We start from the raw sequence: 19,457 nt of genomic DNA, 5'->3' as shown, positions 1-19,457 counted from the left end.
CGTGGCTCTGTCAATGGGCTGTCAACCTGGGGCGAGGCGAAGGCTCGTGGAGCGAGGTCTCGATCCGGCTCACCGCGGTCATGGCGCCGAAGGCCAGCACCCGCACCAGATCGGCGTCGTACGGGTCGGGATCGGCGATCCGCCAGGCCTCCGCGTCCGCCTCGGTGATCCGGTACGGGGCGAGGGCGGCGAGCAGCGCCAGCCGGGCGCCGGGGCGTTCGGCGGAAGGCACCGCGGCGAGTGGCGCGGCGGTGGGGTCGCCACCGAGTGGCGCGGGCGTGCCGTCCCAGGCGTCGACGGCGGCCACGACCGCCTCCCGGGCCGTGTCACCGAGCCGCCGTCCGCCCATGGCGGCGGCCCGCCGCAGCGCGGCGAAGGCGGTGCCCACCGGGGCGTTCGCGGCCCACTTGGGCGCGGGCCCCGCCGGGCCGCGCAGCAGTGGCAGGCTGGCCCCGGGCGGCAGCGGCCTGCGGACGGTACGGGCCAGGGCCCGGCCGCCGACGCTGCGTACCAGGCGCAGCCGTTGCAGCCCGCCGGGGAGCAGGTCCTCGGTCAGCAGGGCGGACACCATCCGGTTGACGAAGTGGAAAGCGAGCGCGGTGCCGACGAACTCCGGCGCGTCCCGCGGGCCGAAGGGGTGTGCCGCGGCCGCCGGCGCGCCGGGGGTCGCGGTCGCCCCGCCCCAGGCGAGCAGGGCGGCCTGGGCGGGGTCGCCCGGCGTGCCCCCGCGGGCGACCGTCTCGGCGAGGCGGTGGTCACCGGTGGCGTGCAGCAGGACGGTGTGCGCGTCCACGCAGAAGGGGCAGCGGTTCGCCGCCGACACCCCCAGGGCGACGAGCTCCTTGTCGGTACGCGGCACGCGCCCGGCGAGCAGCGACTCGCGCAGCACCGCCCAGGTCGCCGCCAGCAGGTCGGGGGCGGCCGACAGCGCGACGAAGGTGGGCGCGTGGCCGATGCCGAAGTCGCCCGCGAGCTGGGCGTAGACCTCGGCGGTCCGGCCGGTGGCCTCGCCGGGCGGCGCGGGAGTGGTGAGACGGAAGGGCGTGGCCATGGCCTGGCCTCCTCGCTGACGGCTCGTGGACGGTGGTGTCTCGACGGGTCGATCGTGGCCGACCGGGGGCCCTGCGGTCGTCGTCCGGGGGAAGGGGGCCGCCACTGCTGCCGGGGCCTTGGCCGCGGGCCGGACTACTCCGCCGGGAGTAGCCGCGGAGCCGTCTTCGGGGAGGAGGTGCCGCCCGGCGCGGCGGCGTAGGGTGCGGGCATGGGTGGCACGCTGATCGGGCGTCAGGAGTGGGCCGGGCTGCGGGGGTGGCGGGGTGTCGCCTTCGACGTGGTGATCGGCGCCGTCCTGGCCGTCGACGTCCTGCTGCTGCCGGGGGTGCCGCGCCCCTCCGGCGCCCTCGACCTGGCACTGGGCCTGGTGGGCGCGCTGGCGGTGGCCGGGAGCCGTCGCCGGCCGGCGACGGCGCTGCTGCTGTGCACCGGCTGCATGCTGGCGTACGCGCTGCGGGTGCACCCCGGTCCTTCGGCGGCGTTCCCGGTGCTGGTCGCGATCCACATGGCGGTCAGGGCGGGCGGGAAGCGGCTGCCGGTGCAGCTGTCGGCCCTGGCGTTCCTCACCGGCTACCTCGCCTCCGGGCAGCCCGCGCCGACGTTGGCGCAGTCCACCGCGCTGTTGCTCGGCTGGTTCCTGGCCTCGGTCGCCATGGCCGTGGTGGGCAGGCACCGACGGGCCTACCTGGAGCAGCTGGAGCGCCGGGCGCTGGACGCCGAACGCACCCGCGAGGAGGCGGCGTTGCGCCGGGCCGGCGAGGAGCGGCTCCGTATCGCACGGGAGTTGCACGACTCGCTCACCCACAGCATCTCGATCATCAAGCTGCAGGCCGGGGTCGCCGTCCACCTGGCCCGCAAGCGCGGCGATGAGGTGCCCGACGCGCTGCTGGCGATCCAGGAGGCGAGCGGAGAGGCGATGCGGGAGCTGCGCTCGACCCTGGAGGTGCTGCGCGGCACCGGCGGCGGCCACGGCCTGGACCGGATCGAGGATCTGGTGGTGCGCTCGCGCACGGCCGGGCTGCCGACCAGCGTCACGGTCACCGGGCGGGAACGGCCGCTGGGCGACGGGGTCGACCGGGCCGCGTACCGCATCGTGCAGGAGGCGCTGACCAACGTCACCCGGCACGCCGGGCCGGAGTCCCGGGCCACCGTCCGCATCGAGTACGGCGACCGGGAGCTGGTCGTCCAGGTCGACGACGACGGCACGGCGTCCCCCGGGGAGGGCCCGGTGCCCGGGGTCGGGCTGACCGGGATGCGGGAACGGGTGACCGCGCTCGGCGGACGGCTGCGCGCCGGGCCGCGGCCCCAGGGCGGCTTCTCCGTACGGGCCGAACTCCCCCTGGACGCCCTGCAGGCGGCCGACGGCAGGACGGCCGCCGGGCCGGCCGGGGCGCCGCTGGAGGAGGTGCGGTGATCCGCGTGCTGATCGCCGACGACCAGGCGCTGATGCGGGCCGGTTTCCGCGCGCTCCTCGACGCCGAGGAGGGCATCGAGGTGGTGGCCGAGGCGGGCGACGGGCAGCAGGCCGTCGAACTCGCCCGGCGGCACGTGCCCGACGTGGTGCTCCTCGACGTCCAGATGCCGGTGCTCGACGGGATCGGCGCGACCCGGCTGATCGCCGCCGATCCGCGGCTTGCCGGGGTGCACGTGGTCATCCTCACCAACTACGGCCTGGACGAGTACGTCTTCGACGCGCTGCGCGCCGGCGCCAGCGGCTTCCTGCTGAAGGACACCGAACCCGCCGACCTCGTCCAGGCCATCCATGTCGCCGAGCGCGGCGACGCCCTGCTCTCCCCCGCCATCACCCGCAGGCTGATCAGCGAGTTCGTCTCGCGGCCGCCCGACGCCACGCACGCCGCGGGCCTGGAGGCGCTGACCAACCGGGAGCGGGAGGTGCTCGCGCTCGTCGCGCGCGGGCTCAGCAACGACGAGGTCGCCGGGCGGATGGTCATCAGCCCGCTGACCGTCAAGACCCACGTCAGCCGGGCGATGACCAAACTGGGCGCCCGAGACCGTGCCCAACTGGTCGTCTACGCCTACGAGTCCGGGCTGATCACACCGAAGGGTTCGCCGCCGCGACCGTCGTGGCCAGCCCCAGCGCCTCCCGGGCCCTGACGGCCTCCTGGTGGCCGCTGTGGGCGTCCGCGGCCTCGTAGTGCTCGTAGTAGGCGTCCGCGTCCTTCGCCGCGGCGGCCTTGGCCCAGTGCGCGCGCGCCTTGCCGGCCTCCGCCACGAGCGCGGCGACCGGTTCCTCGGCGCCGGCCGGCCAGTCGTGGGCCTGGAGCGCACGGGCCTCGGTGGCGAGGGCGACCGTCACCTCGCCGGCCCACTTCCGGTATCCCTCGAGGTCGTCCTCGACGTACTCCTCCTCGGGCCCCTCGGCCATCGCCTCGTTGAGGGCGTTGGCCGCCTCAAGGTAGGCGGCCTGGTGCGCGTCGAGCGTGCTCGCGTCCTGCCGCAGCGTGCCCTTGAGCGTGCCCTTCTCCTTGCCGAACACGCAGGTCACCTCGCGGTCGCCGTGCTTCCAGGTCTTCCGGTCCGGGGCGTAGTAGTACACCTTGACGTCCCCCGGCACCGCCCAGCTGTCCATGGCGTAGGTGTCGGCCAGCCGTTGGCAGCGGTCCTCCACGCGGTCCTTGAGCTCCGCGTCGCCCGGGTAGGCCCGGGCCCCGGGCAGCCTGAAGACCCCGACGACCTCTCCGGCGTGGCGCCGCGCGCAGGGCACGGTGTCCATGTCGGCGGTCGGGGCCTCCAGGTCGCCGCCGGGGGTGTCGAAGCACTCGCCCCGGCGCAGCGAGAAGGCGCCGTCGTCCCGCGCCCCTTCCCTCACGCCCTCCTTGAAGCCCTCGACGAAGGCGGCGGCGCCGCCGGCGAGCACGAGCGCGCACAGCAGCGTGCCGACGGCGGACAGCACCAGCCCGGTCACGGCCATGCCCTTGCCGCGCGCGCCGGTCCGCTTGATCTGCATCAGCGCGATCGTCCCCAGCACGACGCCGACCACCGGCAGCACACACAGCAATCCGGTCACCAGCGCGGCGACGGCGAGCCCGTTCAGCGGTGCCCGCTGCGGCGCGGGCGGCAGCGCCGGCTGGAGGGGGTACGACGGATACGGCGGAGGCTGCACGGAACGGCTCCTCGGGGGACGGATGGGGTGGCGAACGGCCGCGCGAATATATCCCGGGCCGGGCCGCGCGCCGTCAGCGGCTGCCCTCTGGTCCCCGGCTCGACGCGCCGGCGTCCGTGGTGCGGCCGGAGGACGGATCGGCCGCGGCTCACCCCCGCCGGGACCGGACGGCGGTATCTGCGCCATGATGGACAACCACGGGACAGGCGGGGGCCATTGGGGCAGGGACATGCGCGTGATGTCACGGCGGGCAGCACTGGCCGCGGGAGCCGCTGCGCTGGCGACCGCCTGCACGTCCACCCGGCCGCAGGCCGGCCCGTCCAAGGTGCCCGAGGGCCCGGTGCGGACGGACACGGCCCCGCTGGAGCGGCGTTTCCCGCTGCTGGGGCCGCTCAGCGACGCCCACTGGCTGGGCTACGACCTGGTCGCCGGGAACGACGGGAGGTCGGTCCCCGGTCCCTCGGACATCCGGGTGGTCGGCGTCGCCGCCCTCGCCGCGGGCGGGGTCGCCGGGCTCACCGCCCACCGCGACTTCCGCCCGGCGCGCCTGCCGGTGTTCCCGGACCGGCTCGCCGCCCTCCTCCCGGCGGACGCGCGATGGGTGCGGAGCGACTCCTTCGACGCCGAGATCACCGCGGACCTCTACAGCGGCTCCTTCTTCCTGTCGAAGGCCCGGGGGCTGGTCTGCTTCGACAGCGTCAACCCGGTGGCCGCCGCCCCGTCCCCATAGGCCGGGACGGGGCGGGTCAGGACGTGCAGAGGGTCCGCTCCAGCACCTCGTTGATGGCCTTGGCCCGCGCCTCGGTGACCTGGTGGTCGGCGCTGCCGAAGCGTGACTGCGCGGCGGCCACGGCGTTGCCGCCGCCGGTGATGGTGGCGCACTGCTGACGGGCGTTGGCGACGGCCTTGTCCGCGTCGGCGGCCAGGGCCGGGTCGACGGCCTTGAGCGCGGCCAGGAGCGCCGCGCGCCTGGCCCCGGTCGGCTCCTCGGGGATGCCCTCGCTGATGTCCGGCACCTTCGACCCGGACGCCTCGACGGACGGCGTGGCGCCGCCTTCGGGCTTGCCGCCGGTGTCGTCGGTGCCGGAGCCGCAGGCGGGGACGGCGAGGAGCACGGCCGCGAGGAGCACTCCGGTGCTGAGGCGTGTACGCATGCCCGTCATGGTGGCCCGTGACGCCCCCGGCACTCGCCGGTGCGCGGTTTCCGTCGCCGTGCTGTGACCTACGAGCCGCTTGAAGCTTGGTCATGCGTTCCAGCAGCCCGGCCAGGATCGGCCGGACGAGCTCGAAGGCGGTGGAGCGGATCGGCGCGGCGGCCCCGCGTACACCCACCGACTACTGCCTGGCATGTACGCGTTCATGCGTTGGCTCCCGACGGTCGCTTACGGGTGTCCTGCGGACTGGTTGCGGACCGGAGGACTCCCTCACTCGTATGCCGTGGGCCTCCCGTCCGTCATACCGAGACGCGCCTGCTCCTCCTCGACAATCCGGCGGGCCAGTTCGGTGTCCGACACGTCGACCGCGTCCGGGGTGGCTTCGGCCACGGCGCTGCGGCGGGCGTAAGCATCGAACAGGCGGGTCTTCTCCTCCAGCATCTTCACCATGCGTTCGTCCACTCCCCCGACGGCGAGAAGACGATGCACGTGAACCGACCTGATCTGGCCCATGCGGTGGGCCCGGGCCGCGGCCTGGTGTTCGATGGTCGGCTTGATCTGCGGTTCGCAGATGATGACGACGGAGGCAGCCTGCATATTGAGGCCGACTCCGGCCGCCTGGATCTGTGCCAGGAGTACCGCTGGTCCCGAAACCCCGGCGAAGTCGTCGACAATCTGCTGCCGTCGCCCGGCCGGGACGCTGCCGGTGAGCGGACCAAGGATAGGGGTACCGGCAGTAGGACCCGCAGCGAGCGCCGCCTTCACCACGCCCAGCACGTCCTTGAAATTGGAGAAGACCACGGTCTTCTGCCCGTTCTCGCAGGCCTCCTGGACGATCTCGCGCAGCCGCTCCAGCTTGGCCGACTTCTCGGGGCGCATGTACGCGGCCCTGCGCATCGCCATGAAATTGCCTGCGCGCACGGCCTCACGGTACGCCTCCTCGTCCGTCGCGCTCAGCTCCCCCCACTCATCGGTCTGCTGAAGACTCGGGAGTTCCGTCAGCACGTCTTCCTGGTTGCGCCTCAGGTAGACCGGGGCGACGGCCTTGCGGAAGGCGACGGATCCTGCCAAGGCGTTCCGCTCGCCGAGGGAGTCCGCCACCCCACCATTGAGCATCTGGACCAAGTTGCGGAACTCCACCACCCGGTTCTCCATCGGGGTTCCGGTCATGAAGAGGCTGCGCTCACAACGCTCCGTCCACAGGGCGACCGACTGCGACCGTTTGGTCTTCGGGTTCTTCACGGAGTGCGCTTCGTCGACGACGAGCAGTCCGACCTCCCCGCGGCGCGGCGCCGGAAATCCGCGCAGTGCGTCGAACGTGGTCACCCCCACCCCGCCCCGTCCCTTCCAGTCGGCGAACGCGTAGTGCCGGTCGGGGCCGTGCAGCACCATGACACGAAGGGCGCTGCGGGCCTCGATCTCCCGAGTCCAGTTCACGAGAACGCTCGCCGGGCAGACGACCATGAAATGGCTCTGCCCCTCGGCGGCCAGGTGTGCCAGCACGGCAATCGCTTGGATGGTCTTCCCGAGACCCATCTCGTCGCCGAGTATCACCTTGCGCTGTGCAAGGACGAATCCCGCGCCGAACGCCTGGTAACCGCGAAGGGAGACCCGCCGGTGCGAGTCGTCGAGCCGTTGCGTCCGTACCCGCTCGGCGATCTCCTCCGGCAGGAACCCCTCGGCGGCTGCCGCGTCCGGCAGCCGCCCGGAGATCTCGGCGAGCAGGCTGTAGTACTCCGCGGAGCGGAGTTCGAAGTCCGCCCATGCCGCGATCTCGGACGAAGATCCACGCAGCAGGTCCACCGAGGCTTGGGCAAGCAGCTCAGGCAGGCCGGCCTGCTCTGCTTCGTCCACCAGTGAGCGGATCTCGGCAACCGACGCCAGAGCACGTGCCTTCTTCTCCCGGCCGGCCAGCAGCATCCTGAAACGCCCGGCGGCGGGCCTCGCGTCGACCAGCAACGGGCCGAGCCGTTGCGACAGGGCCGCTGCTCGGTCCACCGCGCGCCGGGCGTCCGGGCCGGCTTCCACCAGTACGTGCAGCGCCATGACGAGCGCGGTGGTGCTCGGCTCCGGCCGGTCCACGTCCATGTGCACCGCCACCGTCTCGTGCACCGCTTCGGAAAGGCGGCGAGCAGCGGCAAGGATCTGGTCGACAGTGCGCCGCCCGACACCGGGAATCTGCCGCAACCGATACGGGCCCGCTTCGAGAACACGGCCCACCGTGCCAAGGCCGTTCTTCTCGACGTTCCCCAGCCGCAGGCGTCCTTCGGTAACGTCCTGCAGCCGGGCGACGGGGATGGCGTCGAGCTCCCGCGTGACTGCAGCCTCGTGAATCGGCTTCAGCGCCGCCTGCACCGCCTCGACCGCCCTACCGTGGTCACCGGCCACTGCCTGCGCTGCCTCGTACAGTCGCGCTCCCCTCGCGACCGCGTCCCGCTCACCGCGCCCCACGCGTCCCGCCCCTCTCTCGCAGTCCCCGCATCCTCCCACCACCCACCCCGGCCCTGGACGGGGTGCCCGTCCAGTCCGGGCAAGATGCCGGTGTCCCATCGGACGGGGGCTCCCGGCCTGCGTTGCCGCAGGCCAGAGACCACCCTCTCGCGATCTCGGGGATGCGGAAGACCTGCGGCGCTTTTCACCGCCGAAAACTTACGACCACCGGTAGGATCGGCAGCATGAGCGGTAGCAGGAAGTACTCCATCAGTCTCCCCGAAGACCTCGCCGAGGCCGTACGCGCCCACGTCGGCCCGGGCGGTTTCTCCGCCTACGTCGCCGAGGCACTCGAACAGCGGGTCGCCATGGACAAGCTCCGGGAGATCGTCGTCGACTTCGAGACCGACAACGAAGCCCTCACCCGCGAGGAGGTCGAGGCCGCCCGGGCGCTGCTGCGCCACGACCACCGGCAGGCCGGCGGGGCCGCCGCCTGATGCCCGGCACCCTCCTGCTCGACAGCGAAGGACTCTCGAGGCTCTACCGCAAGGACCGCACCGTCGTGGCTCTGGTCCAGGCGGCGTCGGAGGAGGGCGTCCGCGTCGCCACCAGCGCCATGACCACGCTTGAGGCCGACTACGAGCGCATCCACCCGGCCCGCATCAAGTGGGTCCTCTCCCGCGTCGACGTTCAAGACGTCACCAAGGAGATCGCCGACCAGGCCGCCGCGCTCCTGCGCGCTCATCACCTCCATGGCCACGAGTACGCCATCGATGCCGCCTTCGCCGTCATCGCCCGCAACGCACCCCGGCCGGCCACCGTCCTCACGTCCGACCCCGAGGATCTGACACTCCTGTGCGGCCCTTCCGTGGAGGTCGTCAAGGTCTGAGACCGCGTCGCCGCCACGGCCGCCAGCCAAACGCTGTCACCGCATCGCGGGATCGAGGACTCACTGCGGACGCGACAGCTGTGCCCGACCCTCCAACAGGCGGATCGGGCACAGATATTGACATAGCGTCAGACGTTGAAGCGGAACGTTCAAGAAGTCGCACACTCCCCAGTATTTGCAAGGGTTCCTGCCGTCCACGAGGGTGCTGGGTCAGCACCAAGTCAGCACCGTGTCGGCCGGTCAGCACGTCACGCCGCCAGCTCGGTCGCCGACGCCTGGCGGGGAAGCCCGGGGCGCAGCGCCTGCTGCATCACATCCCGGCAGCGGTCCCACGCCTCCGGTACGAGGTGCCCATAGGTGTCGACAGTCGTCTTGATGTTGCGGTGCCCGAGCCAGCGGCTCACCTCGTGGATCGGCACGCCGTTCGCGAGCGCCGTGGAGGCGAAGAAGTGCCGCAGGGAGTGAGGCGTGTACTTCGACTTCCCGTCCGGCGTCAGCACGCCAGCCGCCTTCAGCGCCTTACCCCAGTGATGGCCGTACGTCGAGGCCGTGGGCATCTTGCCCTTGCCCCGCTCGCGAGGGGCGAAAAGCACCTCCAGGCCGTCGAGCTGCACAGTCCCCCAGCGTTTCAGGTGCAAGCCGATCTCTTGGTCGAGGAAGAGCGGCGTGGGGACGTCTCGAAACTCCTCGGGCGTCCGGTGCTTGAGCGGGACGAAGCGGGTGACACAGTCGCCCTGGTTCGCCTTGGCGCTGATCTGCCGGCGCAGCCGGAGGAAGCCGTCTCGCTGGCAGTCCACCGAAAAACCCAGCGCTTCGCTGATCCGCAGCCCAGCGCCAGCCTGGAGCCAGACGGTCAGCCGGTACTGGTCGGACATGGCAGCCGCGATGGCATACACCTCGGCGAGCGTCGGGATCTTATCCGGGTCGAGCGCGGCGCCCGCCGCCTTGAGTGGCGGTACATCGTCGCAGGGGTTGTCCGGTATGCGGCGCTGCTTCACGGCCGCCATCATCATGCTGCGCAGGATGTTCATGCGGTCGTTGATCGTGGCGGCGGTCAGTCCGCGGGCCGCCATGGCGGCCTGGAGCTTCTTCACGTCAGCGACGGTGAGGCCGGCGAGGTCCGGGAGCCCAACTCGGGTATCAGGTGGTTGGAGAGAAAGCCCTGGTAGTTACGCCGGGTGGACTCGTTCGCGGGGTGCTGCTTCAGCCACTCCTCGGCCCACCTGCGGAGCGAGACCTGGCCTAGCTGGTGATCGATGTAGACGCCCTCGCGCTTGTCGTTCTCCGCCTTGATGCCGAAGTTCTCGGCCTCCTTCTTCGTGGGGAACGAGCGCTCCCGCTGGCGCCCACTCCGCCCGCCGGGCTCCCGGTAGCGGACCGTCCACAGGTGCGCGCAGCGGGCCTTGTTCCGGCAGTCACACTTCTTCAGTACCTGCGCCACGCTTCATCCCCCTGAGTGTCTGCTCTGCCTTGTCCGTGAGCTGCCCGCCCGCCTTGCCTTCGACCTTGGTCAGGAAGCCCCGCTGCCGCGCGGCGCGCAGGTACCCCTTCACAGTGGCCGGATTCAAGTCGAATCCCACCGCCAGACGCTGCGCCGCAGCTCGCGGATGGCCGGCTCGACCGCGTCGACCGCCGATCCCTTCAACGGCCGCTGGTAGACCGGCGGCCGGTCGGTCGCCAGCGCCCGCTTCACCGTGTTCTTCGAAATCCCCAGATACCGGGCGATCGCCCGGATCGGCATCTGCTCGGCCCGGTGCAACCGACGGATCTCAGCCCAGTCCTCCACGCGGATCACCCTCTCCTCCTGACCCTCGATGAAGATCAGGATGATCAGAAGATCGCGAAGCGGGTCCCGTTTCATCCGCCGATCAGCGGTCAGTTTTCACCCGTCGCCGACACGGCCAAGGAGTCGCAGAAGCTGGCCCGCATGTGGCTGTTCCTGCATAACCAGCCGGGAGCACGCCGTGAGCTGATCACTCCGCCCAACGCCGCATAGAGAGGGAGCCCCGCCCTCTCCCCACGGGGTCGCTACCCGCTTCAACGAACGGGCCTCAGTTCCCCGACACGATCGCTGTCTGTCGCCTCGGGTGGGCTGCGGCTCTGCTGCAGGAACAGAGCCGCTCGCTCACGACATGCCACTCACATAACGGGACGATTGGAAGACGCGTACTCATCCGCAATGTTGAAGACGCTGGCACAGCGGGGGCATTCTGCATGGCCGAAGAGATGGGCGATACCGTCGGCGAGCACGGCTTCGCCATCGCCGACGGCAGTCTCATACATCCATCGACCGATGCCGGAGAGGCCCTCAGGGGACGCCGGCCGTAGTCCCCGTCGGTCCACGTCGCCCAGGTTCCAGTCCCGGATCGCTGAGTAGCGACCGTAACCGCCGATGGCGATCGTCACCTCGACAGCGCAGTGAGGGCAGGCGACCTGGTAGAAGTCATCCGAGAAGTCACCCAAGGCCGCACTCCAGTGGTACTGCTCTTCGACCGCGAGCAAGTCACGGAAGGTCGCGAAGTAGTCGTCCGGCCGCGACCGCAGGTGCCGATCCAGCAGCTCACGGAACTCCGCGATCGCGTCGGCGCAGCCCGCCAGCAGATCGTCGCACCCGTGGCCCCCTGCGGCGCACCGCACGATCGCCCCGGCCAGCCCGCGCGCCCGCGCGCTCCGCGACGCGAGACGCACCAGATGCGGCAGTGCGGCGAAACTCGCGGGGAACACCAGGTCGTGCTCGAGGACCAGCCGGTAACCCAGCTCGTCCCATGCCTCTGCGTCGTCCTCGCGCTCGACCCGCGCCAAGAGCTCGGGGACGCGATCAACATCCCCGTGACAGTCGTACATCTGCGCCCAGTCCACCACCTGAGCATTCAACCGTCCCGAAGCTGCCGGGGACGACTCCGCATCCATGAACGCCTCCGGCAGGACTCATCGACCTAGCTCCGCACTTCGCACGTCGCCGAAAAGGGACCCCGAGCAGCATCAGCAACCGGCCGGGCCGGCCGGGGCTCACAGCTCCGCGAGGACCTCCGCGACGGCGCGGCGTCCCAGTTCCGCCATGGCGGGGTTGGTGACGCGGTAGTAGTCGATGGCGCCCACGAAGGTGAGTGCCCAGCCCCGGCCGCGGGCCCAGGTCGCGTCGTCGAAGCCGACCGTCTCACGGAAGGCCGGCCGTGTCCGCGCGGAGAGCAGGGTCCACGCCGGCATGGCGTCGCACGCCGGGTCGCCCGTACCAGCGGTGCCGAAGTCGATCACGGCGCGGAGCCGTCCCGCGTCGACCAGGACGTTGCCGGGGATGAGGTCGCCGTGCGCCCAGCGGGGCGGGCCCTCCCACTCCGGCTGGGCGAGGGCCTCCTCCCAGGCGGCGAGGACGGCATCAGAGTCGATGACGTCCGCCGCCTTCGCGGTCGTCTCCCGGACGAACGGGTCCCAGTCATGCAGCGGCCCGCCACGGTAGCCCCTCGGCGCACCGGTGGTGTCGGCCGTGTTCAGCGCCGCGACGAACTCGCCGAGGTCCACGGCGAATCCGGGTTCGTCGCGGGTCTCTTCCGTAGGGTGCGCCCCGTCGATCCAGCGGCCGACCGCCCAGGGAAAGGGGTATCCCTCTCCCGGCTGTCCCTGGGCGATCGGTTCGGGTACGGCGGTGGGCAGGCCGGGGGCGAGCCGTGGCAGCCAGTCGTGCTCGAACGCGACCTGCTCGACGGCGTCCTTGATCCGGGGCAGGCGGACCACCAGCTCGTTGCCGACCCGGTAGATGGCGTTGCTGGTGCCCGCCGAGAGTACGGCCTCGATATGCAGGTCCGCCCATCGCGGGAACTGCCGGACCAGCAGCCGCCGCACCAGCGCGGCGTCGGTCCGTACCTCGTTCTCATGCATCACCACCAGGGACCCTAGCACCTAGCCCTAGCGTCGAGCGAAGGGCAGACTCTCCATTCCCATACACTCGGGCCGCCGACGGATACAGCCCCGACACTGCTCTGGCCTGCGGATACAAAACCCCTATCAAGTCATCGGCTGAGGGCCAGAGCGGGTCTGGAACCGTGGCGGAATCTGCGCTGCTAAGACGAGGCGGTCGGGGAGGGGGGACTTCAGGGGTCATACCCCACCCCCTCCGCTCTCTTCCTGCTCTTCGCCGTCGCCTCTACGATCCGCGCATGATCAAGCTGTCCCCTCTGTTGGATCTGTGGCGGGAGCGGCTCGACGCCGGGGACCTTGAGGGCGCCGAATCTGTGTTCCGACAGGCCGCTGAGGCCAACAGCGGCCCCACCCATGCCCACTTGGCACGGACGCTGGAGCAGGCTGGGACCAAGAAGGCGCCGAAGCCCTCTACGGACACGCCGCCGACGCTGGCCACATCCGCTCACTGTTGGGCCACGGAAGGTGGCAGTACGGGCTGGACCCGACCGGTTCACCTTCATCTCCGTGGATCTCGGAATAGGGGCAGCAGTTCGACCACAGGGGATCCGTGATGGCTCACTCGGTCCGCACCACCAACGCGAACGACGTGCACACGCGTCGGAAGCTCACGTGTCCCGTACGGCCTGTGTGGCTCATGCACTCGACGTCCACGGCCGCACCGTCCGTTGACGGCTGCGCCGACCATCCGCACGGGTAGGTCAGACACTCCGCCTCGAACGTCACGTCTGTGCCCGGGTGCTGGGTGATCCGGTGCTCCGCGAACCGCAGCACAGCCCGCGTCATCACCGACCTCCGTGCACCGAGTGCAGGTGCGCCCGCAGGGACACGTTCACGTCCGACGCCTTCGAGTGGTCTCCCGTCGAGACGGCGTTGACTCGCCGCACCGCGAGGTCGAGACAGTCCCGGCACCCGGAGACAGGTTCCGGTCGGACCGTCGGCAACGGCAGGTGAACCGGCCCGGACATGGTGGTCTGCTCTCTGCGCATGCTGTCCGCCTTCCCACGCGTTCTTCCGTGGCACGGAATCCTTGCCGGGGGCAGCGGTGGAATCACGCTTCAGTCGCGATGTGGACTAAAGCTCACGGGCGGAAGGCGGCCGCCCACTCGGCCAGCCTGTCTTGCGCTGCTTGCCCGAACAGCGCGCGGTCGTCGTAGCCGGAGAATTCGTCGAGGTACATCCGGACGTCCCTCGGGTCGCGGAAGACCATCACTCCCGTTGTCGTCTCGACCGTCGCGAGCGCTTCGTCGTAGACGGTAAAGGTGTTCAACGGGCACCCCGGCAGACGGGTGCCCATGGGCAGAACGCCGAGGCGCACGTGGGGCAGTCGAGCGAGGGAAGCCAGCCGGTCGAGCTGTACGGCCATGGCGTCGGCGGAGACGAACGGGGAGCGTGCGGCCTGCTCGGTGACCAGGAAGGTGAACCGCTTCCGACGGTCGTACAGGACTTCCTGCCGCTCCAGCTTCTTCGCCACGGTCTTGCTGTGGTCGCCGGGGATGTGGGCGAGGCTGGCCCGGATGTACTCCGGAGTGGAGAGCAGGGCGGTGAGCATCGAGAGCAGGAAGAACCGGAAGTCGGTCGAGGCCGCTTCGAGTCCGGCCAACTCCAGTTGCTTCTTGTCCAGGCCCTTCCGGCGCATCGAGCGTGCGTCCTGCCACTCGGTGGCTGCGATGCGGGCCAGCGCGGAGACCTCTGCCACCAGGACCGGCGGAGCCTCCAAGGCCCTGAGGATGCGCTCTACGTCCACCAGGGACGGGCGCACCTTCCCGTTCTCGATGCGGCTCACCTTGGACTGCGACATGTTGCAACGCGCGGCAAGCCGGTTCCCGGAGAGACCAGCCTGTTTCCGCAGGTTGCGCAGCATCGCGGCGAGTTCTCGGGAAGACTGCCCCAGCTGCCCGGGCTCGACCGTCACTCGGCTACGTACTCCAGGAACGGGACCGACTCCGCGAGGGCGATGCGCTGGTATTCGAGGAATGGGGCAGGATCGCCCTTGTACAGCTCACGTTCGGTTTGCGTGCCGTCTGCCTCGTACTTCATGAGGACGATCGTGGAGCGGTCGAACATCCAGAAGTCGTCGATGTCGGCGAGCGGGTTCTCGCGCTCCGTCACATCGAGGATGCGGATGTCCTCGCCGACAGGTGCCTGATGGCGGTAGTACCGCTCGAACTCGAAGCGGAGGTAGTCCGAGAGCGGGCGCGTCACGATGTGCACGCGGCCGATCGTGCCGCCCGTCTCCTTGTGCTTGCGGATCAGGGCCGTCCAGTCGTCCTCGTACGGGCCGGGGAACCGCTCCCCCGCGAGGAACCGGGCGAGCTCGTCGGCTTCCTGTGGCACCCGGTAGACGGGCCGTGTCTCCAGCCGCCACGCCTCCTTTCGGAAGTCGCGGAACTGCGCCTGCCACGCCTCACCAGCCAAGAGCACGGACGGCCTCCCTCAACACGCTCTCCGGAATCTCCACCAGGCCCTCGCCCTGCGGGGGCGCGAAGCCGTCGAACAGGTCGCCCTGCACGACGAACGTCCCCTTCTCGGTGCGGTATACGTTCGGGCAGTCGCCCTGCCCGCACTCTCCGTTCCCGTTGCCTGTCAGTCGGGTCAGCCCGGCACGTTCGGACATGCGCAACCCCCTGGTCTCCGGCCCCAGCGGAGCCGCCCACAACGACCGTAGGGGCGTCATGCACGACCGTCTATGCGGTCTCGCGACTATGCGCGTTCTTGCATAAAGAGAGGTCGCAAGAGACCCGTGCAGGGACGCCCTGGCACCCCTGGGGCTCCCGTTTCCGTAGCCGCCTACGGAAACCGGAAGAACACCAGGTCAGTGACGGTACGGGCACCGCCAGAGAGTCAGCACCAAGTCAGCACGCTCCCCAGAAAAGGCCGGAATCAGGCAGAGAAAACAAGAAGGGGCCAGACCTTGCGATCTGGCCCCTGACCTGGGGCTTCTTCCCTCTGACCTGTCGAAGGATCAGCCGTCACACGTTGAAGCGGAACTCCACCACGTCGCCGTCCTGCATGACGTAGTCCTTGCCCTCCATGCGGGCCTTGCCCTTCGCCCGGGCCTCGGGGATGGAGCCGGCCTCGACCAGGTCGCCGAAGGAGACGATCTCCGCCTTGATGAAGCCCTTCTGGAAGTCGGTGTGGATGACACCGGCGGCCTCGGGGGCGGTGGCGCCCTTCTTGATCGTCCAGGCGCGGGCCTCCTTGGGGCCCGCGGTCAGGTACGTCTGCAGGCCGAGGGTGTCGAAGCCGACCCGGGCGAGGGTGGCCAGGCCCGGCTCGTCCTGGCCCATGGACTGCAGCAGTTCCAGGGCCTCGTCGTCCTCGAGCTCGATCAGCTCGGACTCGATCTTGGCGTTGAGGAAGATCGCCTCGGCCGGGGCGACCAGGGCGCGCTGCTCGGTCTTGAAGGCCTCGTCGGTCAGCTCGTCCTCGTCGACGTTGAAGACGTACAGGAAGGGCTTGGTGGTCAGCAGGTGCAGCTCGTGCAGCAGCCGGCCCTTCTCCGTGCCGGCGGTGATGCCGGCGGAGAACAGGGTGCGGCCTTCCTCGAGGATCTGCTGCGCCTCCTGGACGGCGGCGAGCACCGGCGCCTTGTCCTTCTGGAGGCGGGCCTCCTTGGTCAGCCGCGGCACGACCTTCTCGATGGTCTGCAGGTCGGCGAGGATCAGCTCGGTGTTGATCGTCTCGATGTCCTCCTTGGGGGACACCTTGCCGTCGACGTGGACCACGTCCGGGTCGACGAAGGCCCGGATGACCTGGCAGATCGCGTCGGACTCGCGGATGTTCGCGAGGAACTTGTTGCCCAGGCCCGCACCCTCGCTGGCGCCGCGGACGATGCCGGCGATGTCCACGAAGTCCACCGTCGCCGGGAGCTTGCGCTGCGAGCCGAAGATCTCGGCGAGCTTGTCCAGGCGCGGGTCGGGGACGCCGACCACGCCGACGTTGGGCTCGATCGTGGCGAACGGGTAGTTGGCCGCCAGCACGTCGTTCTTGGTCAGGGCGTTGAACAGGGTCGACTTGCCGACATTCGGCAGGCCGACGATTCCGATCGTGAGCGACACGTGACGACTTCCCGTAGCGAGATGTGGGTGAAATGGGCCGCCCCGCCCGGGCGGGGCGACCGGCGGACCGATCCACCAGTCTACGGAACGCACCGGCCCCCGGAGGGCCCGCGCCCCGAGCGGCCCCCTGAGGCACTGAAAAGTCGTGTCCTGCCCCTGTTTTCCCCCTCCTCGGCCCCTACGTTGGGTGCGTGGAGCAACACAGTGCGCGCACACCCCACAAGAAGAGCGGTGCACCCACCGCCGCCTCCCCGCTGCCGCGGCCGGTACGCCCGCAGCGCCGCCCGCAGGGCGCGACGGCCGTCCGGGGCGGTCTGCCCCGGGGGCCGCTGCTGCTGCGGGCGGCCCGGCTGCGGCGGACGGAGCCCCGGCTGACCGGACTGGGCACCTTCGTCTTCATCACGCTCACCGCGCTCGCCGGCGGGGCCGCGGACTCGCTGATCACGGGCGAGCCCGGCACCCTCTTCGGGGTCGTCTTCCTGCTGGCCTGCCTCGCTGCCGCGGGGTTCGTACGGCCGTACGACCTGTCGGCGGCGCCGGTCAGCGCGCCCATCGCCTTCACCCTCGCGCTGGCCGTGACGGCCGACGGCGAGGGCGGGGGCTTCACGGGCCATCTGATGGGCCTGCTGACCGGGCTCGCCACCCAGACGGGCTGGCTGTACGGGGGCACGGTCGGCGCCGCGGTGATCGCGGCCGCGCGGAAGGTGGCCTATGTGATGCGTGAACGGCGCCGCTGAGCGCCCGCCGTCCCCCGGCCACGTCCCGCCGGCCGCCGCGGTCAGGAGCGGACCGCGGCCGCCGCCATGCCCGCGCCGACGATGCCCGCGTTGTTCTGCAGCGCGGCCGGCACGATCTCGGCCCTGATGCCGGTCAGGAGCGGGAGGAACTTGTCGGCCTTGCGGCTGACGCCGCCGCCGAGGATGAACAGCTCGGGCGAGAACAGCATCTCGACGTGGGCGAGGTACTTGTGCAGGCGCTTCGCCCAGTGCTCCCAGGTGAGGCCCTCGTCCTCCTTGGCCTTGGTGGAGGCCTTCGTCTCGGCGTCGTGGCCGTGCAGTTCGAGGTGGCCCAGCTCCGTGTTGGGCAGCAGGTTGCCGTCGATGAAGACGGCGCTGCCGATGCCGGTGCCGAGGGTGAGCACGATGACCGTGCCCTTGCGGCCGCGGCCCGCCCCGTACTCCATCTCGGCCATGCCCGCAGCGTCCGCGTCATTGAGCAGGGTCACCGCGCAGCCGACCTTCTGGGACAGGAGCCCGGCGGCGTCCATGTCGATCCAGCCCTTGTCGACGTTGGCCGCCGTGCGTGTCATGCCGTGCGTGACCACTCCGGGGAACGTGGCCCCGACGGGGCCCGTCCACCCGAAGTGGTCGACGACCTGTTTCACGCTTGCCGCGACGGCGTCGGGGGTCGCGGGGTGGGGGGTGAGCACTTTGAAGCGCTCCTCCGCCAGGTCACCACGCCCGAGGTCGACCGGGGCACCCTTGATGCCCGATCCGCCGATGTCCACACCGAAAACGCTCATGCCCCAACGCTACGACGTGGCATGGTCGGTCACCCCTCGGAGGTGCCGCCCCGCATCAGTTCGGCGGCCTCGGCGCGCAGGTCCCGGCGGAGCTCCTTGGGCAGCGAGAAGGTGATCGACTCCTCGGCGGCCTTGACGATCTCCACGTCCTCGAAGCCGCGGGCGGCCAGCCACTCCAGTACCTGTTCGACGAGCACCTCGGGCACGGAGGCGCCGGAGGTGACACCCACCGTGGAGACGCCCTCCAGCCACGCCTCGTCGATCTCGTCGGCGAAGTCCACCAGGTAGGACGCGCGGGCCCCGGCCAGCTTGGCGACCTCGACCAGGCGCACGGAGTTGGAGGAGTTGCGCGAGCCGACGACGATGACCAGTTCGGCCTCGGCGCCCATCTGCTTCACGGCGAGCTGGCGGTTCTGCGTGGCGTAGCAGATGTCGTCGCTCGGCGGCGAGACCAGCAGCGGGAACTTCTCCTTGAGCGCGTCGACCGTCTCCATGGTCTCGTCCACGGAGAGGGTGGTCTGGGAGAGCCAGACGACCTTGGAGGGGTCGCGGACCTCGACCTTCTCGACGTCGCCGGGGCCGTCGACCAGGGTGATGTGGTCGGGGGCCTCGCCGGAGGTGCCGATGACCTCCTCGTGGCCCTCGTGGCCGATCAGGAGGATGTCGTAGTCCTCATTGGCGAACCGCACGGCCTCCTTGTGGACCTTGGTGACCAGCGGGCAGGTCGCGTCGATCGTGGCGAGCCGGCCCCTGGCGGCCTCCTCGTGGACGACCGGGGCGACGCCGTGGGCGGAGAACATCACGATCGACCCCGGCGGCACCTCCTCCGTCCGCTCGACGAAGATCGCGCCCTTCCGTTCCAGGGTCTGCACGACGTACTTGTTGTGGACGATCTCGTGGCGGACGTACACGGGGGCCCCGTACTGCTCCAGGGCCTTCTCGACGGCGATCACGGCACGGTCCACACCCGCGCAGTAGCCTCGCGGGGCGGCGAGCAGGACGCGGCGGGAAGTCGTAGCGGTCATGTGCCCATCGTACGGGGCCCGGACGGCGCCCCACCGCTGACCCGGGTGCTCCGGGCGGGGGTGCGGGGGCGGTGCCGGAGCGTCCCGGGGCGCACGGGGCACGGTGCTCAGCGACGGCGCCGCGCACCCCGTGCGGCGCGGCGGGCGGCGACCGCCCACCCGGTCACGAGGGCGGCGCCCGCCAGGGGCAGGCAGCTGAAGCAGCCGCAGCCGGGGCCGTAGCGGCCGACGCGGAACCCGGCCTGGACGCGGGGCGGGCGTTCGGACGGGGGGCAGCCGTGCCG

At 70.8% G+C, this 19,457-nt stretch carries 22 protein-coding genes and 1 pseudogene; 6 read left to right on the top strand and 17 right to left on the bottom strand.

Annotation, left to right across the window (positions count from 1 at the left end; translation table 11 throughout):
- Window positions 1-10: 10 nt before the first annotated feature.
- Window positions 11-1,051: a carboxymuconolactone decarboxylase family protein gene (locus tag AC3EUJ_RS07835; RefSeq protein ID WP_431960277.1), complete on the bottom strand. Its 1,041-nt coding sequence runs from the start codon at window positions 1,049-1,051 to the stop codon at window positions 11-13.
- Between the two features lie 210 nt (window positions 1,052-1,261).
- Between AC3EUJ_RS07835 and AC3EUJ_RS07830 the strand changes: the two genes are divergently transcribed.
- Together AC3EUJ_RS07830 and AC3EUJ_RS07825 are read left to right on the top strand one after the other, a co-directional pair.
- Entirely contained in the window at window positions 1,262-2,467 is a 1,206-nt protein-coding gene (locus tag AC3EUJ_RS07830; RefSeq protein ID WP_431960276.1) for a sensor histidine kinase, read from the top strand.
- Complete coding sequence (locus tag AC3EUJ_RS07825) at window positions 2,464-3,168, top strand: response regulator (protein WP_431960275.1); 705 nt, start codon at window positions 2,464-2,466, stop codon at window positions 3,166-3,168. Before AC3EUJ_RS07830 ends, AC3EUJ_RS07825 begins: the two co-directional genes overlap by 4 nt.
- Here AC3EUJ_RS07825 and AC3EUJ_RS07820 read toward each other — a convergent pair.
- Window positions 3,107-4,177, bottom strand: coding sequence for a DUF4190 domain-containing protein (locus AC3EUJ_RS07820; RefSeq protein ID WP_431960274.1), 1,071 nt, complete (start codon window positions 4,175-4,177; stop codon window positions 3,107-3,109). The genes AC3EUJ_RS07825 and AC3EUJ_RS07820 overlap by 62 nt on opposite strands.
- Window positions 4,178-4,415: 238 nt before the next feature.
- On the opposite strand from AC3EUJ_RS07820, the gene AC3EUJ_RS07815 reads away from it, so the two are divergent.
- Complete coding sequence (locus tag AC3EUJ_RS07815) at window positions 4,416-4,907, top strand: hypothetical protein (RefSeq protein ID WP_431960273.1); 492 nt, start codon at window positions 4,416-4,418, stop codon at window positions 4,905-4,907.
- Window positions 4,908-4,923: 16 nt separating this feature from the next.
- Here AC3EUJ_RS07815 and AC3EUJ_RS07810 read toward each other — a convergent pair whose 3' ends face one another.
- Together AC3EUJ_RS07810 and AC3EUJ_RS07805 are read right to left on the bottom strand one after the other, a co-directional pair.
- On the bottom strand, window positions 4,924-5,331 hold the full coding sequence (locus tag AC3EUJ_RS07810) for a hypothetical protein (RefSeq protein ID WP_431960272.1): 408 nt from the start codon (window positions 5,329-5,331) through the stop codon (window positions 4,924-4,926).
- 270 nt (window positions 5,332-5,601) lie between these two features.
- Window positions 5,602-7,782: a DEAD/DEAH box helicase gene (locus AC3EUJ_RS07805; protein ID WP_431960271.1), complete on the bottom strand. Its 2,181-nt coding sequence runs from the start codon at window positions 7,780-7,782 to the stop codon at window positions 5,602-5,604.
- A 224-nt stretch (window positions 7,783-8,006) separates the two neighbouring features.
- Between AC3EUJ_RS07805 and AC3EUJ_RS07800 the strand changes: the two genes are divergently transcribed.
- Entirely contained in the window at window positions 8,007-8,258 is a 252-nt protein-coding gene (locus AC3EUJ_RS07800; RefSeq protein WP_156692568.1) for a hypothetical protein, read from the top strand.
- A complete protein-coding gene (locus AC3EUJ_RS07795; protein WP_431960270.1) occupies window positions 8,258-8,650 on the top strand; it encodes a DNA-binding protein in 393 nt (130 codons plus the stop codon). The genes AC3EUJ_RS07800 and AC3EUJ_RS07795 overlap by 1 nt, the downstream gene beginning before the upstream one ends.
- Before the next feature lie 248 nt (window positions 8,651-8,898).
- Here AC3EUJ_RS07795 and AC3EUJ_RS07790 read toward each other — a convergent pair whose 3' ends face one another.
- From AC3EUJ_RS07790 to ychF, 11 genes and pseudogenes are all read right to left on the bottom strand, one after another.
- Complete coding sequence (locus AC3EUJ_RS07790; RefSeq protein ID WP_431960269.1) at window positions 8,899-9,744, bottom strand: tyrosine-type recombinase/integrase; 846 nt, start codon at window positions 9,742-9,744, stop codon at window positions 8,899-8,901.
- Window positions 9,741-10,091: a hypothetical protein gene (locus tag AC3EUJ_RS07785; protein WP_431960268.1), complete on the bottom strand. Its 351-nt coding sequence runs from the start codon at window positions 10,089-10,091 to the stop codon at window positions 9,741-9,743. Before AC3EUJ_RS07785 ends, AC3EUJ_RS07790 begins: the two co-directional genes overlap by 4 nt.
- The gene (locus AC3EUJ_RS07780; protein ID WP_431960267.1) at window positions 10,066-10,230 is read right to left on the bottom strand and encodes a hypothetical protein; all 165 of its coding nucleotides are present in this window, start codon (window positions 10,228-10,230) and stop codon (window positions 10,066-10,068) included. Before AC3EUJ_RS07780 ends, AC3EUJ_RS07785 begins: the two co-directional genes overlap by 26 nt.
- Window positions 10,231-10,247: 17 nt before the next feature.
- Window positions 10,248-10,445 (bottom strand): annotated as a pseudogene (locus tag AC3EUJ_RS07775) (helix-turn-helix domain-containing protein); the annotation flags it as partial.
- A gap of 344 nt (window positions 10,446-10,789) precedes the next feature.
- A complete protein-coding gene (locus tag AC3EUJ_RS07770; protein ID WP_431960266.1) occupies window positions 10,790-11,509 on the bottom strand; it encodes a hypothetical protein in 720 nt (239 codons plus the stop codon).
- 150 nt (window positions 11,510-11,659) lie between these two features.
- Complete coding sequence (locus tag AC3EUJ_RS07765) at window positions 11,660-12,529, bottom strand: aminoglycoside phosphotransferase family protein (RefSeq protein WP_431960265.1); 870 nt, start codon at window positions 12,527-12,529, stop codon at window positions 11,660-11,662.
- A 594-nt stretch (window positions 12,530-13,123) separates the two neighbouring features.
- Window positions 13,124-13,351, bottom strand: coding sequence for a DUF7848 domain-containing protein (locus tag AC3EUJ_RS07760; RefSeq protein WP_488180950.1), 228 nt, complete (start codon window positions 13,349-13,351; stop codon window positions 13,124-13,126).
- A 295-nt stretch (window positions 13,352-13,646) separates the two neighbouring features.
- Window positions 13,647-14,480 carry a helix-turn-helix domain-containing protein gene (locus AC3EUJ_RS07755; protein ID WP_431960264.1) on the bottom strand — a complete coding sequence of 278 codons (834 nt, stop codon included), beginning with the start codon at window positions 14,478-14,480 and terminating at the stop codon, window positions 13,647-13,649.
- Window positions 14,477-14,989, bottom strand: coding sequence for a DUF6879 family protein (locus AC3EUJ_RS07750; RefSeq protein WP_426549301.1), 513 nt, complete (start codon window positions 14,987-14,989; stop codon window positions 14,477-14,479). Before AC3EUJ_RS07750 ends, AC3EUJ_RS07755 begins: the two co-directional genes overlap by 4 nt.
- Window positions 14,973-15,182 carry a hypothetical protein gene (locus AC3EUJ_RS07745; RefSeq protein WP_079108494.1) on the bottom strand — a complete coding sequence of 70 codons (210 nt, stop codon included), beginning with the start codon at window positions 15,180-15,182 and terminating at the stop codon, window positions 14,973-14,975. Before AC3EUJ_RS07745 ends, AC3EUJ_RS07750 begins: the two co-directional genes overlap by 17 nt.
- A 355-nt stretch (window positions 15,183-15,537) precedes the next feature.
- Complete coding sequence (ychF, locus tag AC3EUJ_RS07740) at window positions 15,538-16,626, bottom strand: redox-regulated ATPase YchF (protein WP_431960263.1); 1,089 nt, start codon at window positions 16,624-16,626, stop codon at window positions 15,538-15,540.
- 191 nt (window positions 16,627-16,817) lie between these two features.
- On the opposite strand from ychF, the gene AC3EUJ_RS07735 reads away from it, so the two are divergent.
- Window positions 16,818-17,363 (top strand): DUF6542 domain-containing protein, encoded by a 546-nt coding sequence (locus AC3EUJ_RS07735; protein ID WP_431960261.1) that lies wholly within the window; start codon window positions 16,818-16,820, stop codon window positions 17,361-17,363.
- Window positions 17,364-17,404: 41 nt separating this feature from the next.
- On the opposite strand, the gene ppgK is transcribed toward AC3EUJ_RS07735, so the two are convergent.
- Window positions 17,405-18,148, bottom strand: coding sequence for a polyphosphate--glucose phosphotransferase (gene ppgK / locus AC3EUJ_RS07730; protein WP_431960260.1), 744 nt, complete (start codon window positions 18,146-18,148; stop codon window positions 17,405-17,407).
- Between the two features lie 29 nt (window positions 18,149-18,177).
- Window positions 18,178-19,173, bottom strand: coding sequence for a 4-hydroxy-3-methylbut-2-enyl diphosphate reductase (locus AC3EUJ_RS07725; protein WP_431960259.1), 996 nt, complete (start codon window positions 19,171-19,173; stop codon window positions 18,178-18,180).
- Between the last annotated feature and the right edge of the window lie 284 nt (window positions 19,174-19,457).

It is taken from the genome of Actinacidiphila sp. bgisy160 (genome assembly GCF_057707815.1).
Note: the sequence above shows the minus strand (reverse complement) of the source record. Positions and strands in the feature narration are given on the sequence as shown.